Below are 18,569 nucleotides of genomic sequence, written 5' to 3'. Positions count from 1 at the left end.
GCGGCTTGTATTACAACGCTTTGCCGGAAGAACCGAATTCGCGCATTTTGCCGATGACTGTTTCTTTAATCGCATCGCGGCCAGGGCCGAGGAATTTGCGTGGATCGTACACTTTTTCATCTTTCGCTAACACTTCGCGCACAACTTTTGTAAACGCCATTTGGTTTTCTGTATTTACGTTAATTTTAGATGTACCAAGTGAAATGGCACGTTGAATTTGTTCTGTTGGGATACCTGTTCCACCGTGTAAAACGAGCGGTACACCTGTACGATCGCGAATTTCTTCCATCTCTTTAAATCCTAATTTTGGCTCTCCTTTGTATGGACCGTGTACAGAACCGAGCGCTGGCGCTAAACAGTCAATGCCTGTGCGCTTCACAAGTTCTTCGCACTCATCTGGATTTGCATAAATAATTCCTTCTGCAACAACGTCATCTTCTTGTCCGCCGACTGTTCCTAACTCAGCTTCAACAGATACACCACGCGCATGAGCGTACTCAACAACTTTTGATGTAATTTCAACGTTTTCTTCAAACGGATGATGTGATGCATCGATCATAACGGATGTAAATCCAGCGTCAATCGCTGCTTTACATTTTTCAAAGCTTGAACCATGGTCAAGGTGAATAGCGACAGGAACAGTAATGTTCATGTCTTCCATTAATCCTTTCACCATGTTCACAACCGTTTTAAAGCCGCCCATGTAGCGAGCTGCTCCTTCAGACACGCCAAGGATCACAGGGGATTTTTCTTCTTCCGCTGCTGCTAAAATCGCTTGTGTCCATTCTAAGTTGTTAATATTGAATTGACCGACCGCATACTTGCCCGCCAATGCTTGTTTAAGCATTTCCGTCATTGAAACTAAAGGCATCGCTAAATCCTCCTTAAATGTAGCCATTATTCACTATCCGAAAGCGCCTCTCACATGTACAATGACCAAAATACGACAAATTTATACAAGACGACATCGAATAGTATGTACATTATAAGAATAACAAACTTTGTTTCCACACATCAACCTTATTCACCGAAACGAACAAAACTTTGTGAAAAAAGTTCAAAAAGCTGTCAACGGTTAACCGATATATTTTTTCACTGCATCACGCATATCGTCTATGTCAAAAGGTTTCGCAAAATGGGTCAGCGCACCGAGCTTTTTCGTTTCATGAATCATATCGAGTTCGCCGTAAGCCGTCATCACGATGACTTTTACATGCTCATTCATTTCTTTCATCTTCTTTAAAATTTCTACCCCGTCCATGCCTGGAATTTTCATATCTAACAACACTAAATCCGGGGAGTGCTTCGCAAACAAATCGAGCGCTTGAACACCGTTTGCCGCCTGATACGTTTCATATCCTTCTTTTTGAAACACTTCGTTTAATAAAATGCGAATGCCAAACTGGTCGTCCACAATCAAAATCTTCCCCGCCATATAAACACCTCTTATTTTCTCTTTTTCATATGTAAAACTGCTATTTTTATTATCGTATCATTATTTCAAAATTTTTACCATTTATCCTGCTTTATGTTCTAATTTTGATCATTTTTTTATTTTTTAATATAATGAGCAAAAAGCGAAAGTCGCATAAAAAGGAGATGGATTATGTTAAAAATATTATCGACGCAGCTTGCAGGTGTGTTTCAGCGAATAAGTGCGCAAGAAGAAGAGCAGTTTGAAGATGCTGCCCGTTTATTTGCCCAAGCGATCATTAGCGACGGCACCATTTTTGTTTACGGCATGGACGAAATGGAAGCTGTCGTCGCTGAAGCGCTGCACGGAGCTGAAAAATTGCCGAACGTTAAACCTCTAAACATGAACGAAGTAACGACCGCTGACCGCGTGCTCATCGTTTCGCGCTTTTGCACAGATGAAGAAGCGATTCGCATCGCAAAACAGCTTCACGAACAAAACATATGGACGATCGGTATGTCATCTATCGCAGAGAGTTCGAAACCGTCGCTCGTTGATTACGTCGATGTACATATTGATTTATGTTTGAAACAGCCGCTCGTCCCAACAGAAGATGGCTCACGGATCGGCTTCCCTTCCGCTGTCGTTGCTTTGTTCGCTTATCATAGTTTAGTGCTGATGACAAAAGAAATTGTTGCCGAATATGAATAAGAGGATGCCCATAGCGGACATCCTCTATTATTTTTCTAGCGATGCGCGAATAAATTCGCGGAACAGTGGCTGTGGACGCGTCGGACGAGATGTAAACTCCGGATGAAACTGCGCCGCAACAAACCACGGATGATCTTTCAATTCGATAATTTCTACAAGACGGCCATCTGGGCTTGTCCCTGAAAAAACAAAACCGTTTTCTTCCATCACCGTACGATATTCATTGTTAAATTCATAACGATGGCGATGGCGCTCATAAATGACTTCATCTTGATATGCTTCGTATGCTTTCGTTCCTTCAACGAGCTTGCACGGATATAAACCGAGACGAAGCGTTCCGCCTAAATCTTCGATATCTTTTTGCTCTGGCAATAAGTCGATAATCGGATGTGGCGTGTTTGGATCGATTTCTGCCGAATGGGCATCTTTTAACCCGACGACATGACGAGCAAACTCCACAGATGCTAATTGCATACCTAGACAAATGCCGAGGAATGGGATGCGTTGCTCACGCGCATAGCGAATAGCCTCAATTTTTCCTTCGATTCCACGATCGCCAAATCCGCCCGGAACGAGAATACCGTTTACTCCTTGAAGCAGCTGCGCCACATTGTCGCGATCGACATGCTCAGAGTTAATCCAACGAATGTCTATATCTGCATCAAACGCATATCCTGCATGACGTAATGCTTCCACGACAGAAATGTACGCATCTTGAAGCTCAACGTATTTTCCGACGAGCGCAATCGTTGTTTTATTTGATAAATTGCGCACTTTTTCAACGAGTGCGATCCATTCTGTCATATCCGCTTCGTTGCAGTTTAGTTTTAAATGCTCACAAACAATTTGGTCTAACTTTTGTTCTTGAAGCATGAGCGGTACAGCGTATAACGTATCGGCATCGCGCGCTTCAATGACCGCTTTCGGATCAATGTCACAGAACAAAGCAATTTTATCTTTCATATCTTGAGACATTGGCATTTCTGTGCGCACGACGATGACGTTTGGCTGAATGCCTAAGCTGCGCAATTCTTTGACGCTATGTTGCGTCGGTTTCGTCTTCATTTCACCTGCTGCTTTAATGTACGGCACGAGCGTACAATGAATATACATCACGTTGTCGCGACCGACGTCGCTTTTGATTTGACGAATAGCTTCCAAAAACGGAAGAGATTCAATGTCGCCAACTGTTCCACCGATTTCAGTAATGACGACATCGGCATTCGTTTCACGTCCTGCTCTGAATACGCGTTCTTTAATTTCGTTTGTAATGTGCGGAATAACTTGTACCGTTCCGCCTAAATAGTCGCCACGGCGTTCCTTTTTCAATACGGTCGAATAAATTTTTCCTGTTGTCACGTTGCTATATTTGTTTAAGTTAATATCAATAAAGCGCTCATAATGACCTAAATCTAAGTCTGTTTCCGCTCCGTCATCTGTGACAAACACTTCTCCGTGTTGATACGGACTCATCGTGCCTGGGTCAACGTTAATGTACGGATCAAATTTTTGAATCGTTACTTTCAAGCCACGATTTTTTAATAATCGACCGAGTGAAGCAGCCGTAATTCCTTTCCCAAGCGATGAAACGACGCCACCTGTTACAAAAATATATTTCGTCATTAAACCTTCCCCCTCAACTCATTTGGAATAGTTACAGTGTGTGCGAATTCGGGGAAAAATAAAAACGCTCCGCTTACAAATATGTAAGGGAGCGAACGTATCTCTATGAAAAGAGCCCAAACAGAATTCTACATATATCGATGTAAAAAGTCAAGGTTATAATTCCTCATCTTCTTCTAACTCTAATTCTTCATCGACGACGTCTAGCTCTTCATCAAGCGGGGCGTCATCTAAACTTAGTTCTTCATCTAATAAATCATCGATTACTTCTTCATCTTCATCTAATACAAAGTCATCGTCTAACAGCTCTTCATCGTCTAATAATTCTTCATCTAAATCGTCATATACTAATTCGTCTTCATCGATCATGTCATCAAAGTCATCAAAGTCATCCGCGACTTTTTTCTTCTTCTTCACGCGCTCCACAGGTACCGCTTCATCTTCTGTTTGGTCGTATGGGTACCATGCGCGCAAGCCCCAAGCTGTTTCCCCGATACAAATAAACCGTCCATCGACGTTTAAATCTGTATAAAACTGCGCCAATCGCGCGCTCACTTCGCTTTCAGATAATCCTTTAATCGCGACTAGCTGTTCGACCATCTCTTGAAAAGACACCGTTTGCTTTTTCTCACACAATAGCAAATACGCAAGTTCGACGAAAGACATCTCTCGCAATTGTTCTTGAGAGTATTGCTCCAAACTCACTTTCCGCACTCCCTTTCTCCAACGTATGAAAACAACAAAAATCCATACCATTCATTATAAACAAATTCATTTACTTTATGCTAGAGCGTTGCCCAAAAAAAATGTCGGGACATCCCCCGACATTACATATTGCGGCGATATTGTCCACCGACTTCATACAACGCCTTTGTAATTTGTCCTAAGCTAGCGACTTTGACTGTCTCCATCAGCTCAGCAAAAATGTTTCCGCCGCTTACCGCGACATGTTTTAACCGCGCAAGCGCTTCTTCCACTTCGTCTTTATGTTCTTCATGGAATTTGCGTAAGTTTTCGAGTTGAAGTTGTTTTTCTTCATATGATGCGCGCGCGAGCTGTAAGCTTTCGATTTCTTCTTCGACTGCTGCATTCGGGTTTAAATATGTGTTTACGCCAATGATCGGCATTTCCCCGCTATGTTTTTTCATTTCGTAATACATCGATTCATCTTGAATTTTGCCGCGCTGATATTGCATTTCCATCGCGCCAAGCACACCGCCACGCTCATCGAGACGCTCAAACTCTTTCAACACCGCTTCTTCAACTAAATCTGTTAATTCTTCGATAATGAATGAACCTTGTAGCGGGTTTTCGTTTTTCGTTAACCCATGTTCTTTTGTAATGATGAGCTGAATCGCCATCGCACGACGAACAGACTCCTCAGTCGGCGTGGTGATCGCCTCGTCGTAAGCGTTCGTATGAAGCGAGTTGCAGTTATCATGAAGCGCCATGAGCGCCTGTAATGTTGTACGAATGTCATTAAAATCAATTTCTTGGGCGTGAAGGGAACGTCCTGATGTTTGTACGTGATATTTCAACTTTTGGCTTCGTTCGTTCGCCCCATATTTCTCCCGCATCGCAACCGCCCAAATGCGCCGTGCTACCCGACCGATCACTGTATATTCTGGATCAAGACCGTTGCTGAAGAAAAACGATAAGTTTGGTGCAAAGTCATCAATATGCATGCCTCGGCTTAAATAGTATTCGACGTACGTAAAGCCGTTCGCCAGCGTAAATGCCAATTGTGTAATCGGGTTCGCTCCAGCTTCCGCAATATGATAGCCTGAGATGGAAACAGAATAATAGTTACGCACACGGTTGTCGATAAAATATTGTTGAATATCCCCCATCATACGTAAAGCAAACTCCGTTGAGAAAATGCACGTATTTTGCCCTTGGTCTTCTTTTAAAATATCCGCTTGGACCGTTCCACGCACCGTCTGCAACGTCTGTGCTTTCACTTGTTCGTATTCTTCTTGCGTCAGTTTTCGACCAAGCTCTGCTTCTTTCTTTTCGACTTGTTGATCGATCGCTGTATTCATAAACATCGCTAAAATGATCGGCGCAGGTCCGTTAATCGTCATCGATACAGATGTGAGCGGATCGCACAAATCAAAGCCTTTGTATAGCTTTTTCATATCATCTAACGTACAAACACTTACACCGCTCTCGCCAATTTTTCCGAAAATGTCTGGACGTTCATTCGGATCTTCTCCATATAACGTCACGGAGTCGAATGCCGTACTTAAACGTTTCGCTGGGTCGTCTTTGCATAAGTAATGGAAGCGGCGATTCGTCCGCTCCGGCGTACCTTCTCCTGCAAATTGTCGCTTCGGATCTTCCTCTTGCCGTTTAAACGGGAAAACACCAGCCGTAAATGGAAATGCCCCCGGAACGTTTTCTTTATAAAGCCAGTGTAAAATTTCCCCATAATCTTTAAACTTCGGCAACGCTACTTTCGGAATGCTTAAACCTGCTAAACTTTTCGTCTTTAACGGTGTGACAATTTCTTTATCGCGCACTTTTGTGACAAACTGTTCTGCGCTATATTTCTTTTTCACATCTTCCCATGAAGCTAATAACTTTCTTGACTCTGGTGTTAATTTTTCTTCATATGTTCGCTTAGCCTCTTGTAAAGCTGCCATGGCTTGTTCATCATGGCGTTCGTTCATGGTTTCAATGGCACCTTCAAGCTGAAATACGCGGCGAGCGATGTCACATTGCTCATTGACGCGTTGATGATATTGTCGAATCGTATCAGCAATTTCGCGCAAATAATGGCGCCGTTCGTTCGGAATGATCACATTTTGTTTTTCGACATGATCTACTTTTTGCAACGTCGTCGTCCAATTTGTTCCCATTCGTTCGTTAATTAAATCGATTAATGCGACAAAGAGCGTATTTGTTCCTGGGTCGTTAAATTGGCTTGCGATCGTGCCGAATACAGGCATTTCGCTCACATCGCGATCAAACAATTGATGGCTTCGTTGATATTGTTTTTGCACTTGGCGTTTCGCATCTTCTGAACCTTTGCGTTCAAATTTATTAATGACGATCAAATCGGCATAGTCGATCATATCGATTTTCTCAAGCTGCGATGGGGCGCCGAACTCGCTCGTCATCACATACATCGCAATATCACAAATATCTTTAATCGCTGCATCGCCTTGACCGATGCCGCTCGTTTCTACGATCACTAAATCAAAACCTGCCGCTTTGACGACTTCAATGGCATCTTGAATCGCAAGCGACAATTCTGAACGCGAACTGCGCGTCGCTAAACTGCGCATGTAGACGCGCGGCGAAGAAATGGCATTCATGCGAATACGGTCACCAAGCAATGCTCCGCCCGTTTTTTGTTTTGTCGGATCCACCGATAAAATCGCCACTTTTTTCTCAGGAATTTCATTTAAAAAGCGACGGACGAGCTCATCTGTGAGCGAGCTTTTGCCGGCTCCACCTGTTCCGGTAATCCCGATGACGGGAATGCGCTTGGCCATCGCTTTGACCCGTTGTAAAACTGTTTCTGCTGTCGCAGCTACTTCGCTATGGGCATTCACACGGTTTTCACACACAGTAATTAATCGCGCCACCGCTTGAACGTCTCCGTTTGCCAATCGTTCGACTTCATCTGTTATTTCTCTGACCGTTGGGAAATCGCATTCTTCCATCATGATGTTAATCATTCCTTGCAACCCGTAACGCCGCCCGTCTTCTGGTGAAAAAATACGAGCAATACCATACGCGTGCAATTCTTTTATTTCCCTTGGAATAATTACGCCGCCACCGCCACCGTAAATGCGAATATGCGAAGCGCCTCGCTGTTGCAATAAATCATACATATATTTAAAAAATTCCATATGTCCGCCTTGATACGAAGATACAGCGATCCCTTGTACGTCTTCTTGAATCGCAGCGTTCACAATTTCTTCTACTGAGCGATTATGGCCTAGATGAATGACCTCCGCTCCACTCGCTTGTAAAATGCGGCGCATAATGTTAATGGCCGCATCGTGTCCATCAAACAAACTCGATGCCGTCACAAAGCGAACGTGATGTTTTGGACGATAAATGTGCGCCATCTTTCTCCCATCCCCTTTCGCTACCGCTTCATAATGCCTTCAAGCAATAGCTTTGTTTGCCATTCAATATATTCATCGAGCGTATACATTTTTTTCAACGCCCAACGACGGAACCCCCACATTTGACCGAGAACGAAAATGTTATGTGCAAATAATTGAATTTCTTGTTCTGTAAGGGAAAATACCCCGTTATCGACACAGCGTCGCAAAATATGTTCAAACATCGCCACCATTTGCAATTCTTTATTTAACACGTACGGGAGCGATTCTTTGCCGAGCGACTTCGCTTCTTGATACATGACGAGCACTTCGTCTTGCAGCTCGTCAACAACGCGAAAATAGTAATCAATCGCTAATTTTAACCCGTCTAAATCCCCTTTTGTCGTATCGATTGCTTGCTCCATGCGATCGCGTACTTCATCGTAAATACGGTCGCATACTAAATAAAGAACGTCTTCCTTTTTGCGAATGTATTCGTATAACGTTCCGATGCTAAAGCCAGAAGCGCGGGCAATTTCGCGCGTCGTCGTTTGATGAAACCCTTTTTGTTTAAATAGCGAAATCGCCCCTTTAATCATTTGATTGCGCCTTTTTTTCACAAGCCGTTCGTCTTTCACAGACGCGGGCACTTCACGCTTCTTCATTACATCACTCCTATTTCGTTAACATTCTTGAAATAACGATGCGCTGAATTTCTTGCGTGCCTTCATAAATTTGCGTAATTTTTGCATCGCGCATAAAGCGTTCTACTGGATAATCTTTCGTATAGCCGTAACCACCGAAAATTTGTACCGCTTCAACGGTGACTTTCATCGCTGTATCCCCTGCAAACAATTTTGCCATCGCGGATTCTTTTCCGTACGGTAAGCCGTTTGATTCGAGCCATGCTGCTTGATATGTTAATAAACGTGCCGCTTCGATGGCCGTTGCCATATCCGCTAGTTTAAAAGCAATGCCTTGTTGTTCAGCAATTGGCTTGCCGAATTGAACGCGCCCTTTTGCATATTCAACCGCTGCATCTAACGCCCCTTGCGCGATGCCAACTGCCTGCGCCGCAATGCCATTTCGTCCGCCATCGAGCGTCATCATCGCAATTTTAAATCCGTCCCCTTCTTCCCCAAGTAAATTTTCTTTCGGAATGCGGCAATCTTCAAAAATAAGCTCCGTTGTCGGTGATGAACGAATGCCGAGCTTTTTCTCCTTTTTCCCGATCGAAAACCCAGGCGTTCCTTTTTCAACAATAAATGCGCTAATGCCGCGATGCTTTTTCTCTGGATCAGTGACCGCAAACACGACATAAATGTCCGCTTCTCCGCCGTTTGTAATCCATACTTTTGAGCCGTTTAGTACGTAATGGTCGCCATCGCGAACAGCACGCGTTTTCATTGCTGAAACGTCAGAACCTGCCCCTGGTTCAGACAAACCGTATGCTCCAAGCTTTTCACCTGTCGCTAATGCCCGTAAATACGTTTGTTTTTGTTGTTCTGTCCCAAATTTATAAATCGGCCAGCTCGCTAAAGAAATATGAGCGGATAGGGTTACTCCTGTCGAGGCACACACTTTGGAAAGCTCCTCAACAGCGATCACATATGCTAAATAGTCGCTGCCGATGCCACCGTATTGTTCTGGCCACGGAATACCCGTTAAACCGAGCTCCGCCATTTTGTTGAAAATGCTGCGATCAAATCGTTCTTCTTCATCGCGTTCCGCCGCTGTCGGTGCCACTTCATTTTTCGCGAAGTCGCGCACCATTTTTCGTATCATTTCATGTTCTTCACTTATTTGAAAATTCATTTTCCCATCCCCTTTAACAAATGTTTACTAATAACGAGCCGTTGAATTTCGCTCGTCCCTTCGTAAATTTCACATACTTTCGCATCGCGGAATAACCGCTCAACCGGGTAATCTTCTGTGTAGCCGTTCCCCCCAAAAATTTGTACCGCTTCAATGGCGTTTTCCATCGCTGTTTTTGATGCAAACAGCTTCGCCATCGATGCTTCTTTTCCACAAGGCATGCCGTTTGAGCGTAAAAAAGCAGCATGATAAACGAGCAATTTGGCCGCTTCGACGTTCGTTGCCATATCTGCTAGTTTAAAAGCGATGCCTTGTTGCTCGGCAATCGGCTTGCCGAACTGAATGCGTTCTTTCGCATAGCTCGTCGCATGTTCAAGCGCTGCTTCGGCAATGCCGAGCGATTGCGCCGCAATTCCAATGCGACCACTATCTAAATTAGCCATCGCAATTTTAAATCCGTGCCCTTCTTGACCGAGCAAGTTTTCTGCTGGCACACGCATATCTTCAAACGACAATTGTACCGTGCGCGATCCGTGAAGCCCCATTTTTTTCTCGTCTTTCCCGATGACAAGCCCAGGCGTCTGTTTTTCAACAATAAATGCGCTAACCCCTTTGCTTCCCTTTTCTTCTAGATTTGTGCGGGCAAACACGATGTACGTATCCGCTTCTCCACCGTTTGTAATAAATACTTTTGAGCCGTTTAATACGTAATGATCACCATCGCGAACAGCCGTCGTTTTTAAGCTTGCCGCGTCCGATCCCGATCCTGGCTCTGTTAAACAAAACGCCCCTAAATATTCTCCACGCGCGAGCTTCGGCACATATTTTTGCTTTTGCTCTTCCGTTCCCAAATATAAAATCGGATTTGTGCCAACAGACGTATGGACAGATAAAATAACCCCAACCGTTGCACTCACTTTTGAAATTTCATGAATGGCGATAATGTATGACGTAAAATCCATTCCTGCCCCGCCATATTGTTCAGGGACGGTAATCCCCATGAGACCAAGCTCCGCCATTTTTTCAAGGATGGGGCGCGGAAACTCTCCGCGCTCCATGCGCTCGACAAACGGAGCGATTTCATTTGCCGCAAACTCGCGCACCATTTGACGCATCATTTGTTGTTCTTCTGTAAAATGTAAATTCATGATGCCAACCCCTTTATTCGTACGTGTAAAATCCTCGTCCCGTTTTTCTTCCGAGCCAGCCTGCTTTCACATATTTACGTAAAAGCGGACACGGACGGTATTTGTCATCCCCAAGTCCATCATGAAGCACTTCCATAATGTATAAGCACGTATCTAATCCGATGAAATCGGCTAAGGTGAGCGGTCCCATCGGATGATTCATCCCGAGCTTCATCACTTCATCAATCGCTTCTTTTGTCGCAACCCCTTCATATAAACAATAAATCGCCTCGTTAATCATCGGCATTAACACACGATTGGAAACAAATCCCGGAAAGTCGTTTACTTCAACCGGTACTTTTCCTAACGTTTTTGTCATTTGTTCGATCGCTTCATACACTTCATCAGCTGTTGCGAGACCGCGAATAATTTCCACGAGTTTCATGACCGGTACCGGATTCATAAAATGCATGCCAATCACTTTTTCTGGTCGTTTCGTTGCTGCGGCAATTTCTGTGATCGGTAATGAGGACGTATTTGTTGCTAAAATGGCATGCGGAGGTGTGATTTCATCTAGTTGTGCAAATAACGCTGTTTTCACATCCATATTTTCAACGACCGCTTCGATCACGATATCAACATCGCTCCCATCGCGCACATTTGTCGAGGGGCGGATACGGCCCATCGTTTCATCGCGCTGCTGTTCGCTTAACGATCCTTTTTCAACAAATTTGTTTATGCTTTTTTTAATATTGTTAAGCCCCCACTGGACGCGCTCTTCGTTCACGTCGTTTAAAATGACATCATATCCTGCCGTTGCGCACACTTGGGCAATACCTGAGCCCATTTGCCCAGCGCCAACAACCATCACTTTTTTCATCTTCCCATCCCCCATTAATGAACTTCAATCATGATTGCGTCGCCTTGACCGCCGCCGCTACAAATGGCTGCAATACCCGTGCCGCCACCACGGCGTTTTAATTCATGAATTAACGTAATAATAATGCGCGCACCGCTTGCACCGATCGGATGCCCGAGCGCAATGGCGCCACCGTTGACGTTCACTTTTTCTTCTGGCAAATCAGCAATTTTCATGCTTGCTAAAGCGACGGCTGCAAACGCTTCGTTAATTTCGAATAAATCAATGTCATGTACGGTTTTTCCTGTTTTGCGCAACAATTCATTGATGACGATGCCTGGTGTTTTCGGAAAATCTTTCGCTTCTACCGCAATGGCCGCATGAGCAACAATCGTCGCAAGCGGAGTAAGCCCTTCTTTTTGCGCGCGCTCTTCGCTCATTAATACAAGCGCGCAAGCTCCGTCATTTACGCCTGGCGCATTTCCTGCCGTAATCGTGCCTGTTGGATCAAACACGGGCGCCAGTTTTGCTAATTTTTCAAGCGATGTATCTTTTCGTGGTGATTCATCAATCGCTACCGTGATCGGCTCTCCTTTTCGTTGCGGAATGGCAACAGGGACGATTTCTTCTGCTAGCTTTCCACTTTCGATCGCCGCAATCGCTAATTGATGGCTACGATACGCCCAACGGTCTTGCTCCTCACGCGTAATACTTAATTCTTTCGCTGTTTCACTTCCATAAATACCCATATGCACACCTGTGAAGCTGCATGTTAATCCGTCATACACCATTAAATCTTTTACTGTCGAATCGCCCATGCGCAAACCCCAACGCGCTTTCGGCAACATATACGGGGCATTGCTCATCGACTCCATTCCACCTGCCACGATGACGTCCGCATCCCCTGCGCGAATGATTTGATCGCCAAGCGTGACGCTGCGCATACCAGAGGCGCATACTTTATTGATTGTTTCTGTTTTCGTCTCCCATGGAATGCCTGCTTCTCTAGCCGCTTGCCGCGATGGAAGTTGCCCTTGTCCACCTTGCAATACGGTGCCAAATACGACTTCATCGACATGTTCTGCATTCACATGTGCGCGCACTAACGCTTCTTTGATCGCAATGCCTCCAAGTTGTGCTGCGCTCAATGCGCTTAAACTTCCTCCAAATTTCCCAAATGGCGTACGTACCCCGCTAACAATGACCGTTTTCCCCATGTTTCTCCCCCTTTTCGTCATAAGAAAGCCCTTTCAAAAATATTGAGCGAACGCTCGTTCAACAATGGACGGGCAAAGAAGGCGCACGAGAATCGTACACCTTCCTATTGCTTTCATTATACTGAAAATATCTTAAAAATAAAACTATTTATTTTTTTTAGAATTTTTAATGAACAGAGCCAAATACCGCTTTTTCCAACAGCTCCGCCACATCGTACGTGCCGACTTTTTCTTCTACTTCTTTCGCTTTCGTTCCATCTGATAACATCGTTAAACAGTACGGACAGCCAGAGCTGATGACTGTCGGATTCACTTCTAGCGCCTGTTCTGTGCGCGCTACGTTAATGCGCGTGCCCGTCGTTTCTTCCATCCACATTAATCCGCCGCCAGCCCCGCAACACATGCCTGTCTCACGATGACGTGCCATCTCCACGAGCTTCACACCCGGAATCGCTTTCAAAATTTGACGCGGTGCATCGTATACGTCGTTATATCTACCTAAATAACATGAATCGTGGAACGTCACGACTTCGTTGACTTCATATTTCGGAACGAGGCGCCCTTCTTCTACAAGCTTTGCTAGTAACTCTGTATGGTGATATACTTCCGCTTCAAATCCGAAACCTGGATATTCATTTTTAAATGTGTTGTACGCATGTGGATCGATCGTCACAATTTTTTTCACGCCTGCTTTTTCAAATTCAGCAATGTTTGCTGTTGCTAGTTCTTGGAATAAAAATTCGTTTCCTAAACGACGTGGAGTATCGCCAGAGTTTTTCTCCTTGTTTCCTAAAATCGCAAATTTTACCCCTGCCTCATTTAATAGGCGCGCAAAAGCTAACGCAATTTTTTGGCTTCGATTATCAAACGATCCCATCGAACCAACCCAGAATAAATATTCAAATTCTTCGCCTGCTTTTTGCATCTCTTTCACTGTCGGAATGCGTACATCTTCACGCAACTCGCGCCAGTTTTCTTTCTCTTTTCGGTTCAATCCCCACGGATTGCCTTGACGTTCAATATTTGTCATCGCCCGTTGTGCATCCGCATTTAATTTTCCTTCTGTTAATACGAGATAACGACGTAAGTCAATAATTTTATCGACATGTTCGTTCATAACTGGACATTGGTCTTCACAGTTGCGGCACGTCGTACATGCCCAAATTTCTTCCTCTGTAATGACATCGCCAATTAAGTTTGGCATTTCGATCGTTGCTGCTTGTTCTTGCATTCCTTGCGCCATAAAAGCAAGCTGGTTTCCTTTTGTATTCGCAAACGCAAACGTCGGTACCCAAGGCGCCTTCGATGTAATGGCTGCCCCTTTTTCTGTTAAATGGTCACGCAATTTTAAAATGAGGTCCATCGGTGATAGCATTTTCCCTGTCCCCGTTGCTGGACACATGTTTGTACAGCGTCCACACTCCACACAGGCATATAAATCGATGAGTTGTGTTTGCTTAAAGTCTTCGATTTTCCCAACACCAAACGATTCTTGTGTTTCATCTTCAAAATTGATTTTCTCAAGCTTCGGTCTCGTTAATCGACTGAAAAAGACGTTCACTGGTCCAGCGATTAAATGTGCATGTTTGGATTGTGGCACGTACACTAAAAACGTTAATAAAATAAGCAAGTGCACCCACCAAGCGACAAAAAACAATACAGCTGCTCCTGTTTCTCCTACCCAACTAAACGCAAGTGCAATCGCAGAAGCGACAGGTTCGCTCCATGATGTTCCTTCGTTATGCCAAATGCGCCCCATACCGTTACCGAACAGCACGGAAAGCATGAGTCCACCGATAAAAATAAGGACAAGCCCTGCTTTAAAATCTCGTTTTAAACGAACAAGTTTTTCGATGTAACGGCGATAAAACGCCCATAAAACAGCCACTAAAATAAGTAATGTTACAATTTCTTGAAAAAACGTAAACGCTGGATATAGTGGTCCGAGCGGTAAGTGCGCCCCTGGGACAAGCCCTTTAATGATGAAATCAATGGCACCAAACTGTACGAGAATAAAGCCGTAAAAGAACATAACGTGGATAATGCCGCTTTTTTTGTCTTTTAACAGCTTTTTTTGTCCAAAGACGTTCACCCATATGTTTTGCATGCGCTCTTTTACTTTTCCATCAAACTCCACTTTTTTCCCTAATTGAATATAAGCGATGCGCGTTTTCACGAGATACACGAATAAATGAACGGCGTACGCTGTCACAAGTAAAAAAGCGATCCAGTTCAACCAAAGCACAATACCCTTCCCCCTTTGTTGTGAAAATAAAATAAATTTTCTGAACAAACTTACTTTCATTATATAATGAATGAGCATTCAGTCAATATTTTTTCTTATTTTTTATTTTCTTTTTGGGGAAACTACGACAACGAAAGGAGTGAAGACATTGCGCTGGCTCGTCATTGTTATCATTTTATTGTTTCTTCTTTTACTTGATTATAAATGGGGAGACAAAGTTGCAAAAAATGCCGCACGGAAAAAAATCGGCATCGAACGACAAAGCGATATCACGCTATTTACGACGGGTGAAACGCTGTTCGATGATTACTTTGCAGAGTTAGAACGAGCAAAACATCATATTCACATTTTATTTTATATCGTGCGCGATGATGAAATGGGACAACGCTTTTTTTCTTTACTTGAACAAAAGGTAAATGAAGGGGTAGAAGTGCGTCTGCTCGTCGATTGGGTCGGAAGTTTCGGACTACCGTCTTCCCTTCGACAAAAAAGCGGGCAATTCGCCTTTGCGAACCGTCCGACATTGCCGTTTTTTTTCTATAAGCTAAACGAGCGAAATCATCGCAAAATTACTGTCATTGACGGAAAAATCGGCTATTTAGGCGGGTTTAACGTCGGAAAAGAATATATCGGTCAAGATCCGAAGTTTGGCCATTGGCGCGACTGTCATTTAAAAATAACGGGGGAAGGGGTGGCTGATTTACAACGGCAGTTCGCAGAAGATTGGAAAGAAGCAACGGGGCCATCGTTTGGAGATGATGAACGATATTTCCCATCTCTTCAAAAAGGAGCGGTAAAACATCGATTTCTTCCGACAAACGGGGCGTATTTGGAAGAGGAGTTTATTGAGCTCATCAAGCACGCCAAACGGGAGATCGTCATCGGTACTCCGTACTTTATCCCGAGTAAAAAAATGATGAATGCTCTTTTGGAAGCGATAAAGCGTGGGGTGCAACTAACGGTTATCGCACCGATCCAAGCGGATCATCCGTTTGTGAAAGAAGCTTCATTCCCTTATTTTCGTCAGCTTCTTCATGCAGGCGCTCATATTTATCAGTTTTATAACGGGTTTTACCATGCAAAAGTGATCGTCATTGATGATGACATATGTGATATCGGCACCGCAAATTTCGATCGCCGCAGTTTGTTTATCAATTACGAGATGAATTGTTATATATATGACAAACCGTTTATTCAACATGTGAAACAAACGATCGCTCGCGATATCGACACATCTACATTGTTGACAGCGGAATATTTCCGTAAGCAATCGTGGCTTCATCGCTTCAAAGAAGCCGTTGCAACGATGTTGTCTCCATTACTATAAAAAGCCCTTCTCGACCGAGAAGGGCTTTCGTATTACATTTTTTCTGGCGCATGTACTCCAACGAGCGCTAAAGCATTTTTTAATGTAATTTGCACCGCTTTCATGAGCGCTAGGCGGGCGCGGCTTTTTTCAACGTTCGCTGCATCAAGCACTTTTTCTGCATTGTAAAAACTATGAAGTGCCGATGCGAGATCAAAAATGTAGTTCGTCATGCGATGTGGTGAACGTTTCACAGCTGCCTCTGCCACAGCGGAAGGAAATTCCCCTAGCTTTTTCAATAAGTCAATTTCTTTTTCCGCTAATTCGTATGTGAATGACAAATCACCGTCATAACGCCATCCTTGTTCCTCGCCTTGACGCAGCATGCTGCATACGCGTGCATGAGCATATTGCGCATAATACACAGGGTTTTCGTTCGATTGCGATACGGCTAAATCCATATCGAAATCTAAATGCGTATCCGATGAGCGCATCGCGAAGAAATAGCGCGTTGCGTCTAATCCGACTTCTTCCATTAAGTCACGCAACGTCACCGCCTTTCCTGTCCGCTTGCTCATGCGCACTTTTTCACCGTTTTGATATAAACTGACGAGCTGAATAATTTCAACTTCTAATACATCCGGATCGTACCCGAGCGCAGCGATCGCCGCCTTCATGCGCGGAATATAACCGTGATGATCCGCTCCCCAAATGTTAATAATTTTTTCAAAGCCGCGCTCAAGTTTATCTTGATGGTATGCGATATCTGGTAATAAATATGTGTACGTTCCATCTTGCTTAATGAGCACACGGTCTTTGTCGTCGCCGAATGTCGTCGAGCGGAACCATGTCGCGCCATCTTGTTCATAAATATGACCTTTTTCACGTAACGTTTCAAGCGCTTTATCGATTTTTCCGTTATTATAAAGCGACGTCTCCGAATACCAAACGTCAAATGTGACGCGGAAGTCTGCTAAATCTTTTTTAATTTTATCCATTTCAAACGCTAATCCGTACTCACGGAACAGCTGAAGCCGTTCTTGTTCATCAAGCGTGACAAATTTGTCGCCATGTTCTTCCGCTAGCTTTTTCCCTAATTCAATAATATCTTCACCGAAATATCCATCTTCCGGCATATCTTTCTCGATTCCGAGCGCTTGAAAATAACGTGCTTCTACCGATTTCGCTAAGTTGGCAATTTGATTGCCGGCATCGTTAATGTAATATTCACGCGTAACATCAAAGCCTGCTTTTTTCAAAATGTTGCATAATGAATCGCCAACCGCTGCTCCACGAGCATGTCCTAAATGTAAACTACCTGTTGGGTTTGCTGAAACAAACTCAACTTGCACTTTTTGACCTTGACCGACGTTTGTTTCACCGTATGCGTCCCCTGCTTGTAAAATGGCGGGAACGAGCTCTGTTAAATAACGATTGTCCATGTAAAAATTAATAAATCCTGGTCCAGCAATGTCTACTTTTTTCACGAACACAGCTTCACCGTTAAAATGACGAACGATGTCTTCCGCAATCATACGCGGCGCCTTTTTCGCCACGCGCGCTAACTGCATGGCGACATTTGTTGAATAATCACCGTGCGCTTTATCTTTCGGTGTCTCTAAAATGACGCTTGGCACGTCTGCTTCTGTCGCGACCCCTGAACGAATGACCGCTTCTTTTATTTCTTCTTTTAACTTTTGTTTCATTTGTTCAACAATATTCATCGCTTTGCCTCCTTAAACGAAATCGTCACCGCATGACGACCAACATGTTTCCCTGATAAGTGAAGTATGTAAGAAAAAAACAACTGCCCTTTTTTCGTTTTCTCGTTATACTGATACAGCACTTGTTCTGTTTTTGTTTTCATTTCCCAGCGCGCCACTGGGCTTTCGTACGTGCCGATCGTTTCCGACTGTTTACGAAACGTATGGCGCATCGAAATGGCACCAGAGCGAAGCACGACAACTTCATCATTGGCGATTTTTACGACGTTTTTAATCGTTTCTCCTTCATGCGTCTCTTCAAACGTCACATACGTCGCATCTCCTTTTAAGTAGTATAAACCATTTGCCTCGATGACAACAATTTCTTTTCGCACGCCATCACGAATTTCTGTCACTTGCTTTAGTTGTATCGGTATTCCGTTCACCTTCCCCACACCCTCGCTGTTGTTGTGACTGTAGTTAAGTAG

15 protein-coding genes are annotated in these 18,569 nt (G+C 44.0%); 2 read left to right on the top strand and 13 right to left on the bottom strand.

Annotated elements, in window-relative coordinates; all coding sequences use genetic code 11:
* Window positions 1-10: 10 nt before the first annotated feature.
* Together K1I43_RS10735 and K1I43_RS10730 are read right to left on the bottom strand one after the other, a co-directional pair.
* The gene (locus K1I43_RS10735) at window positions 11-871 is read right to left on the bottom strand and encodes a class II fructose-bisphosphate aldolase (RefSeq protein ID WP_009360981.1); all 861 of its coding nucleotides are present in this window, start codon (window positions 869-871) and stop codon (window positions 11-13) included.
* A 204-nt stretch (window positions 872-1,075) separates the two neighbouring features.
* Window positions 1,076-1,435 carry a response regulator gene (locus K1I43_RS10730; protein WP_009360982.1) on the bottom strand — a complete coding sequence of 120 codons (360 nt, stop codon included), beginning with the start codon at window positions 1,433-1,435 and terminating at the stop codon, window positions 1,076-1,078.
* A gap of 171 nt (window positions 1,436-1,606) precedes the next feature.
* On the opposite strand from K1I43_RS10730, the gene K1I43_RS10725 reads away from it, so the two are divergent.
* A complete protein-coding gene (locus K1I43_RS10725) occupies window positions 1,607-2,125 on the top strand; it encodes a DUF2529 domain-containing protein (RefSeq protein ID WP_009360983.1) in 519 nt (172 codons plus the stop codon).
* A gap of 27 nt (window positions 2,126-2,152) precedes the next feature.
* Here K1I43_RS10725 and K1I43_RS10720 read toward each other — a convergent pair whose 3' ends face one another.
* The 9 genes from K1I43_RS10720 to K1I43_RS10680 all read right to left on the bottom strand — a co-directional run bounded on the left by K1I43_RS10720 (window position 2,153) and on the right by K1I43_RS10680 (window position 15,132).
* Complete coding sequence (locus tag K1I43_RS10720) at window positions 2,153-3,748, bottom strand: CTP synthase (protein ID WP_019418644.1); 1,596 nt, start codon at window positions 3,746-3,748, stop codon at window positions 2,153-2,155.
* A gap of 156 nt (window positions 3,749-3,904) precedes the next feature.
* The gene (gene rpoE / locus K1I43_RS10715; RefSeq protein ID WP_019418645.1) at window positions 3,905-4,504 is read right to left on the bottom strand and encodes a DNA-directed RNA polymerase subunit delta; all 600 of its coding nucleotides are present in this window, start codon (window positions 4,502-4,504) and stop codon (window positions 3,905-3,907) included.
* Window positions 4,505-4,575: 71 nt separating this feature from the next.
* Entirely contained in the window at window positions 4,576-7,830 is a 3,255-nt protein-coding gene (icmF, locus tag K1I43_RS10710; RefSeq protein ID WP_019418646.1) for a fused isobutyryl-CoA mutase/GTPase IcmF, read from the bottom strand.
* A 20-nt stretch (window positions 7,831-7,850) separates the two neighbouring features.
* The gene (locus K1I43_RS10705; RefSeq protein ID WP_009360987.1) at window positions 7,851-8,474 is read right to left on the bottom strand and encodes a TetR/AcrR family transcriptional regulator; all 624 of its coding nucleotides are present in this window, start codon (window positions 8,472-8,474) and stop codon (window positions 7,851-7,853) included.
* Window positions 8,475-8,484: 10 nt separating this feature from the next.
* A complete protein-coding gene (locus K1I43_RS10700) occupies window positions 8,485-9,624 on the bottom strand; it encodes an acyl-CoA dehydrogenase (RefSeq protein ID WP_019418647.1) in 1,140 nt (379 codons plus the stop codon).
* The gene (locus K1I43_RS10695; protein ID WP_019418648.1) at window positions 9,621-10,772 is read right to left on the bottom strand and encodes an acyl-CoA dehydrogenase; all 1,152 of its coding nucleotides are present in this window, start codon (window positions 10,770-10,772) and stop codon (window positions 9,621-9,623) included. Before K1I43_RS10695 ends, K1I43_RS10700 begins: the two co-directional genes overlap by 4 nt.
* Window positions 10,773-10,785: 13 nt before the next feature.
* The gene (locus tag K1I43_RS10690; RefSeq protein WP_009360990.1) at window positions 10,786-11,631 is read right to left on the bottom strand and encodes a 3-hydroxybutyryl-CoA dehydrogenase; all 846 of its coding nucleotides are present in this window, start codon (window positions 11,629-11,631) and stop codon (window positions 10,786-10,788) included.
* A gap of 14 nt (window positions 11,632-11,645) precedes the next feature.
* The gene (locus K1I43_RS10685) at window positions 11,646-12,827 is read right to left on the bottom strand and encodes an acetyl-CoA C-acetyltransferase (RefSeq protein WP_026011873.1); all 1,182 of its coding nucleotides are present in this window, start codon (window positions 12,825-12,827) and stop codon (window positions 11,646-11,648) included.
* Window positions 12,828-12,993: 166 nt separating this feature from the next.
* Window positions 12,994-15,132 (bottom strand): (Fe-S)-binding protein, encoded by a 2,139-nt coding sequence (locus K1I43_RS10680; protein WP_050982339.1) that lies wholly within the window; start codon window positions 15,130-15,132, stop codon window positions 12,994-12,996.
* A gap of 88 nt (window positions 15,133-15,220) precedes the next feature.
* Here K1I43_RS10680 and cls point away from each other — a divergent pair, with 88 nt between their 5' ends.
* Window positions 15,221-16,399, top strand: coding sequence for a cardiolipin synthase (cls, locus tag K1I43_RS10675; protein ID WP_026011874.1), 1,179 nt, complete (start codon window positions 15,221-15,223; stop codon window positions 16,397-16,399).
* Window positions 16,400-16,431: 32 nt separating this feature from the next.
* Here cls and argS read toward each other — a convergent pair whose 3' ends face one another.
* Both argS and K1I43_RS10665 read right to left on the bottom strand, forming a co-directional pair.
* Window positions 16,432-18,102: an arginine--tRNA ligase gene (gene argS, locus K1I43_RS10670; protein ID WP_136260471.1), complete on the bottom strand. Its 1,671-nt coding sequence runs from the start codon at window positions 18,100-18,102 to the stop codon at window positions 16,432-16,434.
* Window positions 18,099-18,536: a YwiB family protein gene (locus K1I43_RS10665; RefSeq protein ID WP_012576220.1), complete on the bottom strand. Its 438-nt coding sequence runs from the start codon at window positions 18,534-18,536 to the stop codon at window positions 18,099-18,101. The genes argS and K1I43_RS10665 overlap by 4 nt, the downstream gene beginning before the upstream one ends.
* Between the last annotated feature and the right edge of the window lie 33 nt (window positions 18,537-18,569).

Origin of the sequence: Anoxybacillus sp. ST70 (genome assembly GCF_019553625.1) — a bacterium.
GTDB lineage: Bacteria > Bacillota > Bacilli > Bacillales > Anoxybacillaceae > Anoxybacillus > Anoxybacillus gonensis.
The sequence above is the reverse complement of the archived record's forward strand: the minus strand, read 5'-3'. Positions and strand labels throughout refer to the sequence as shown.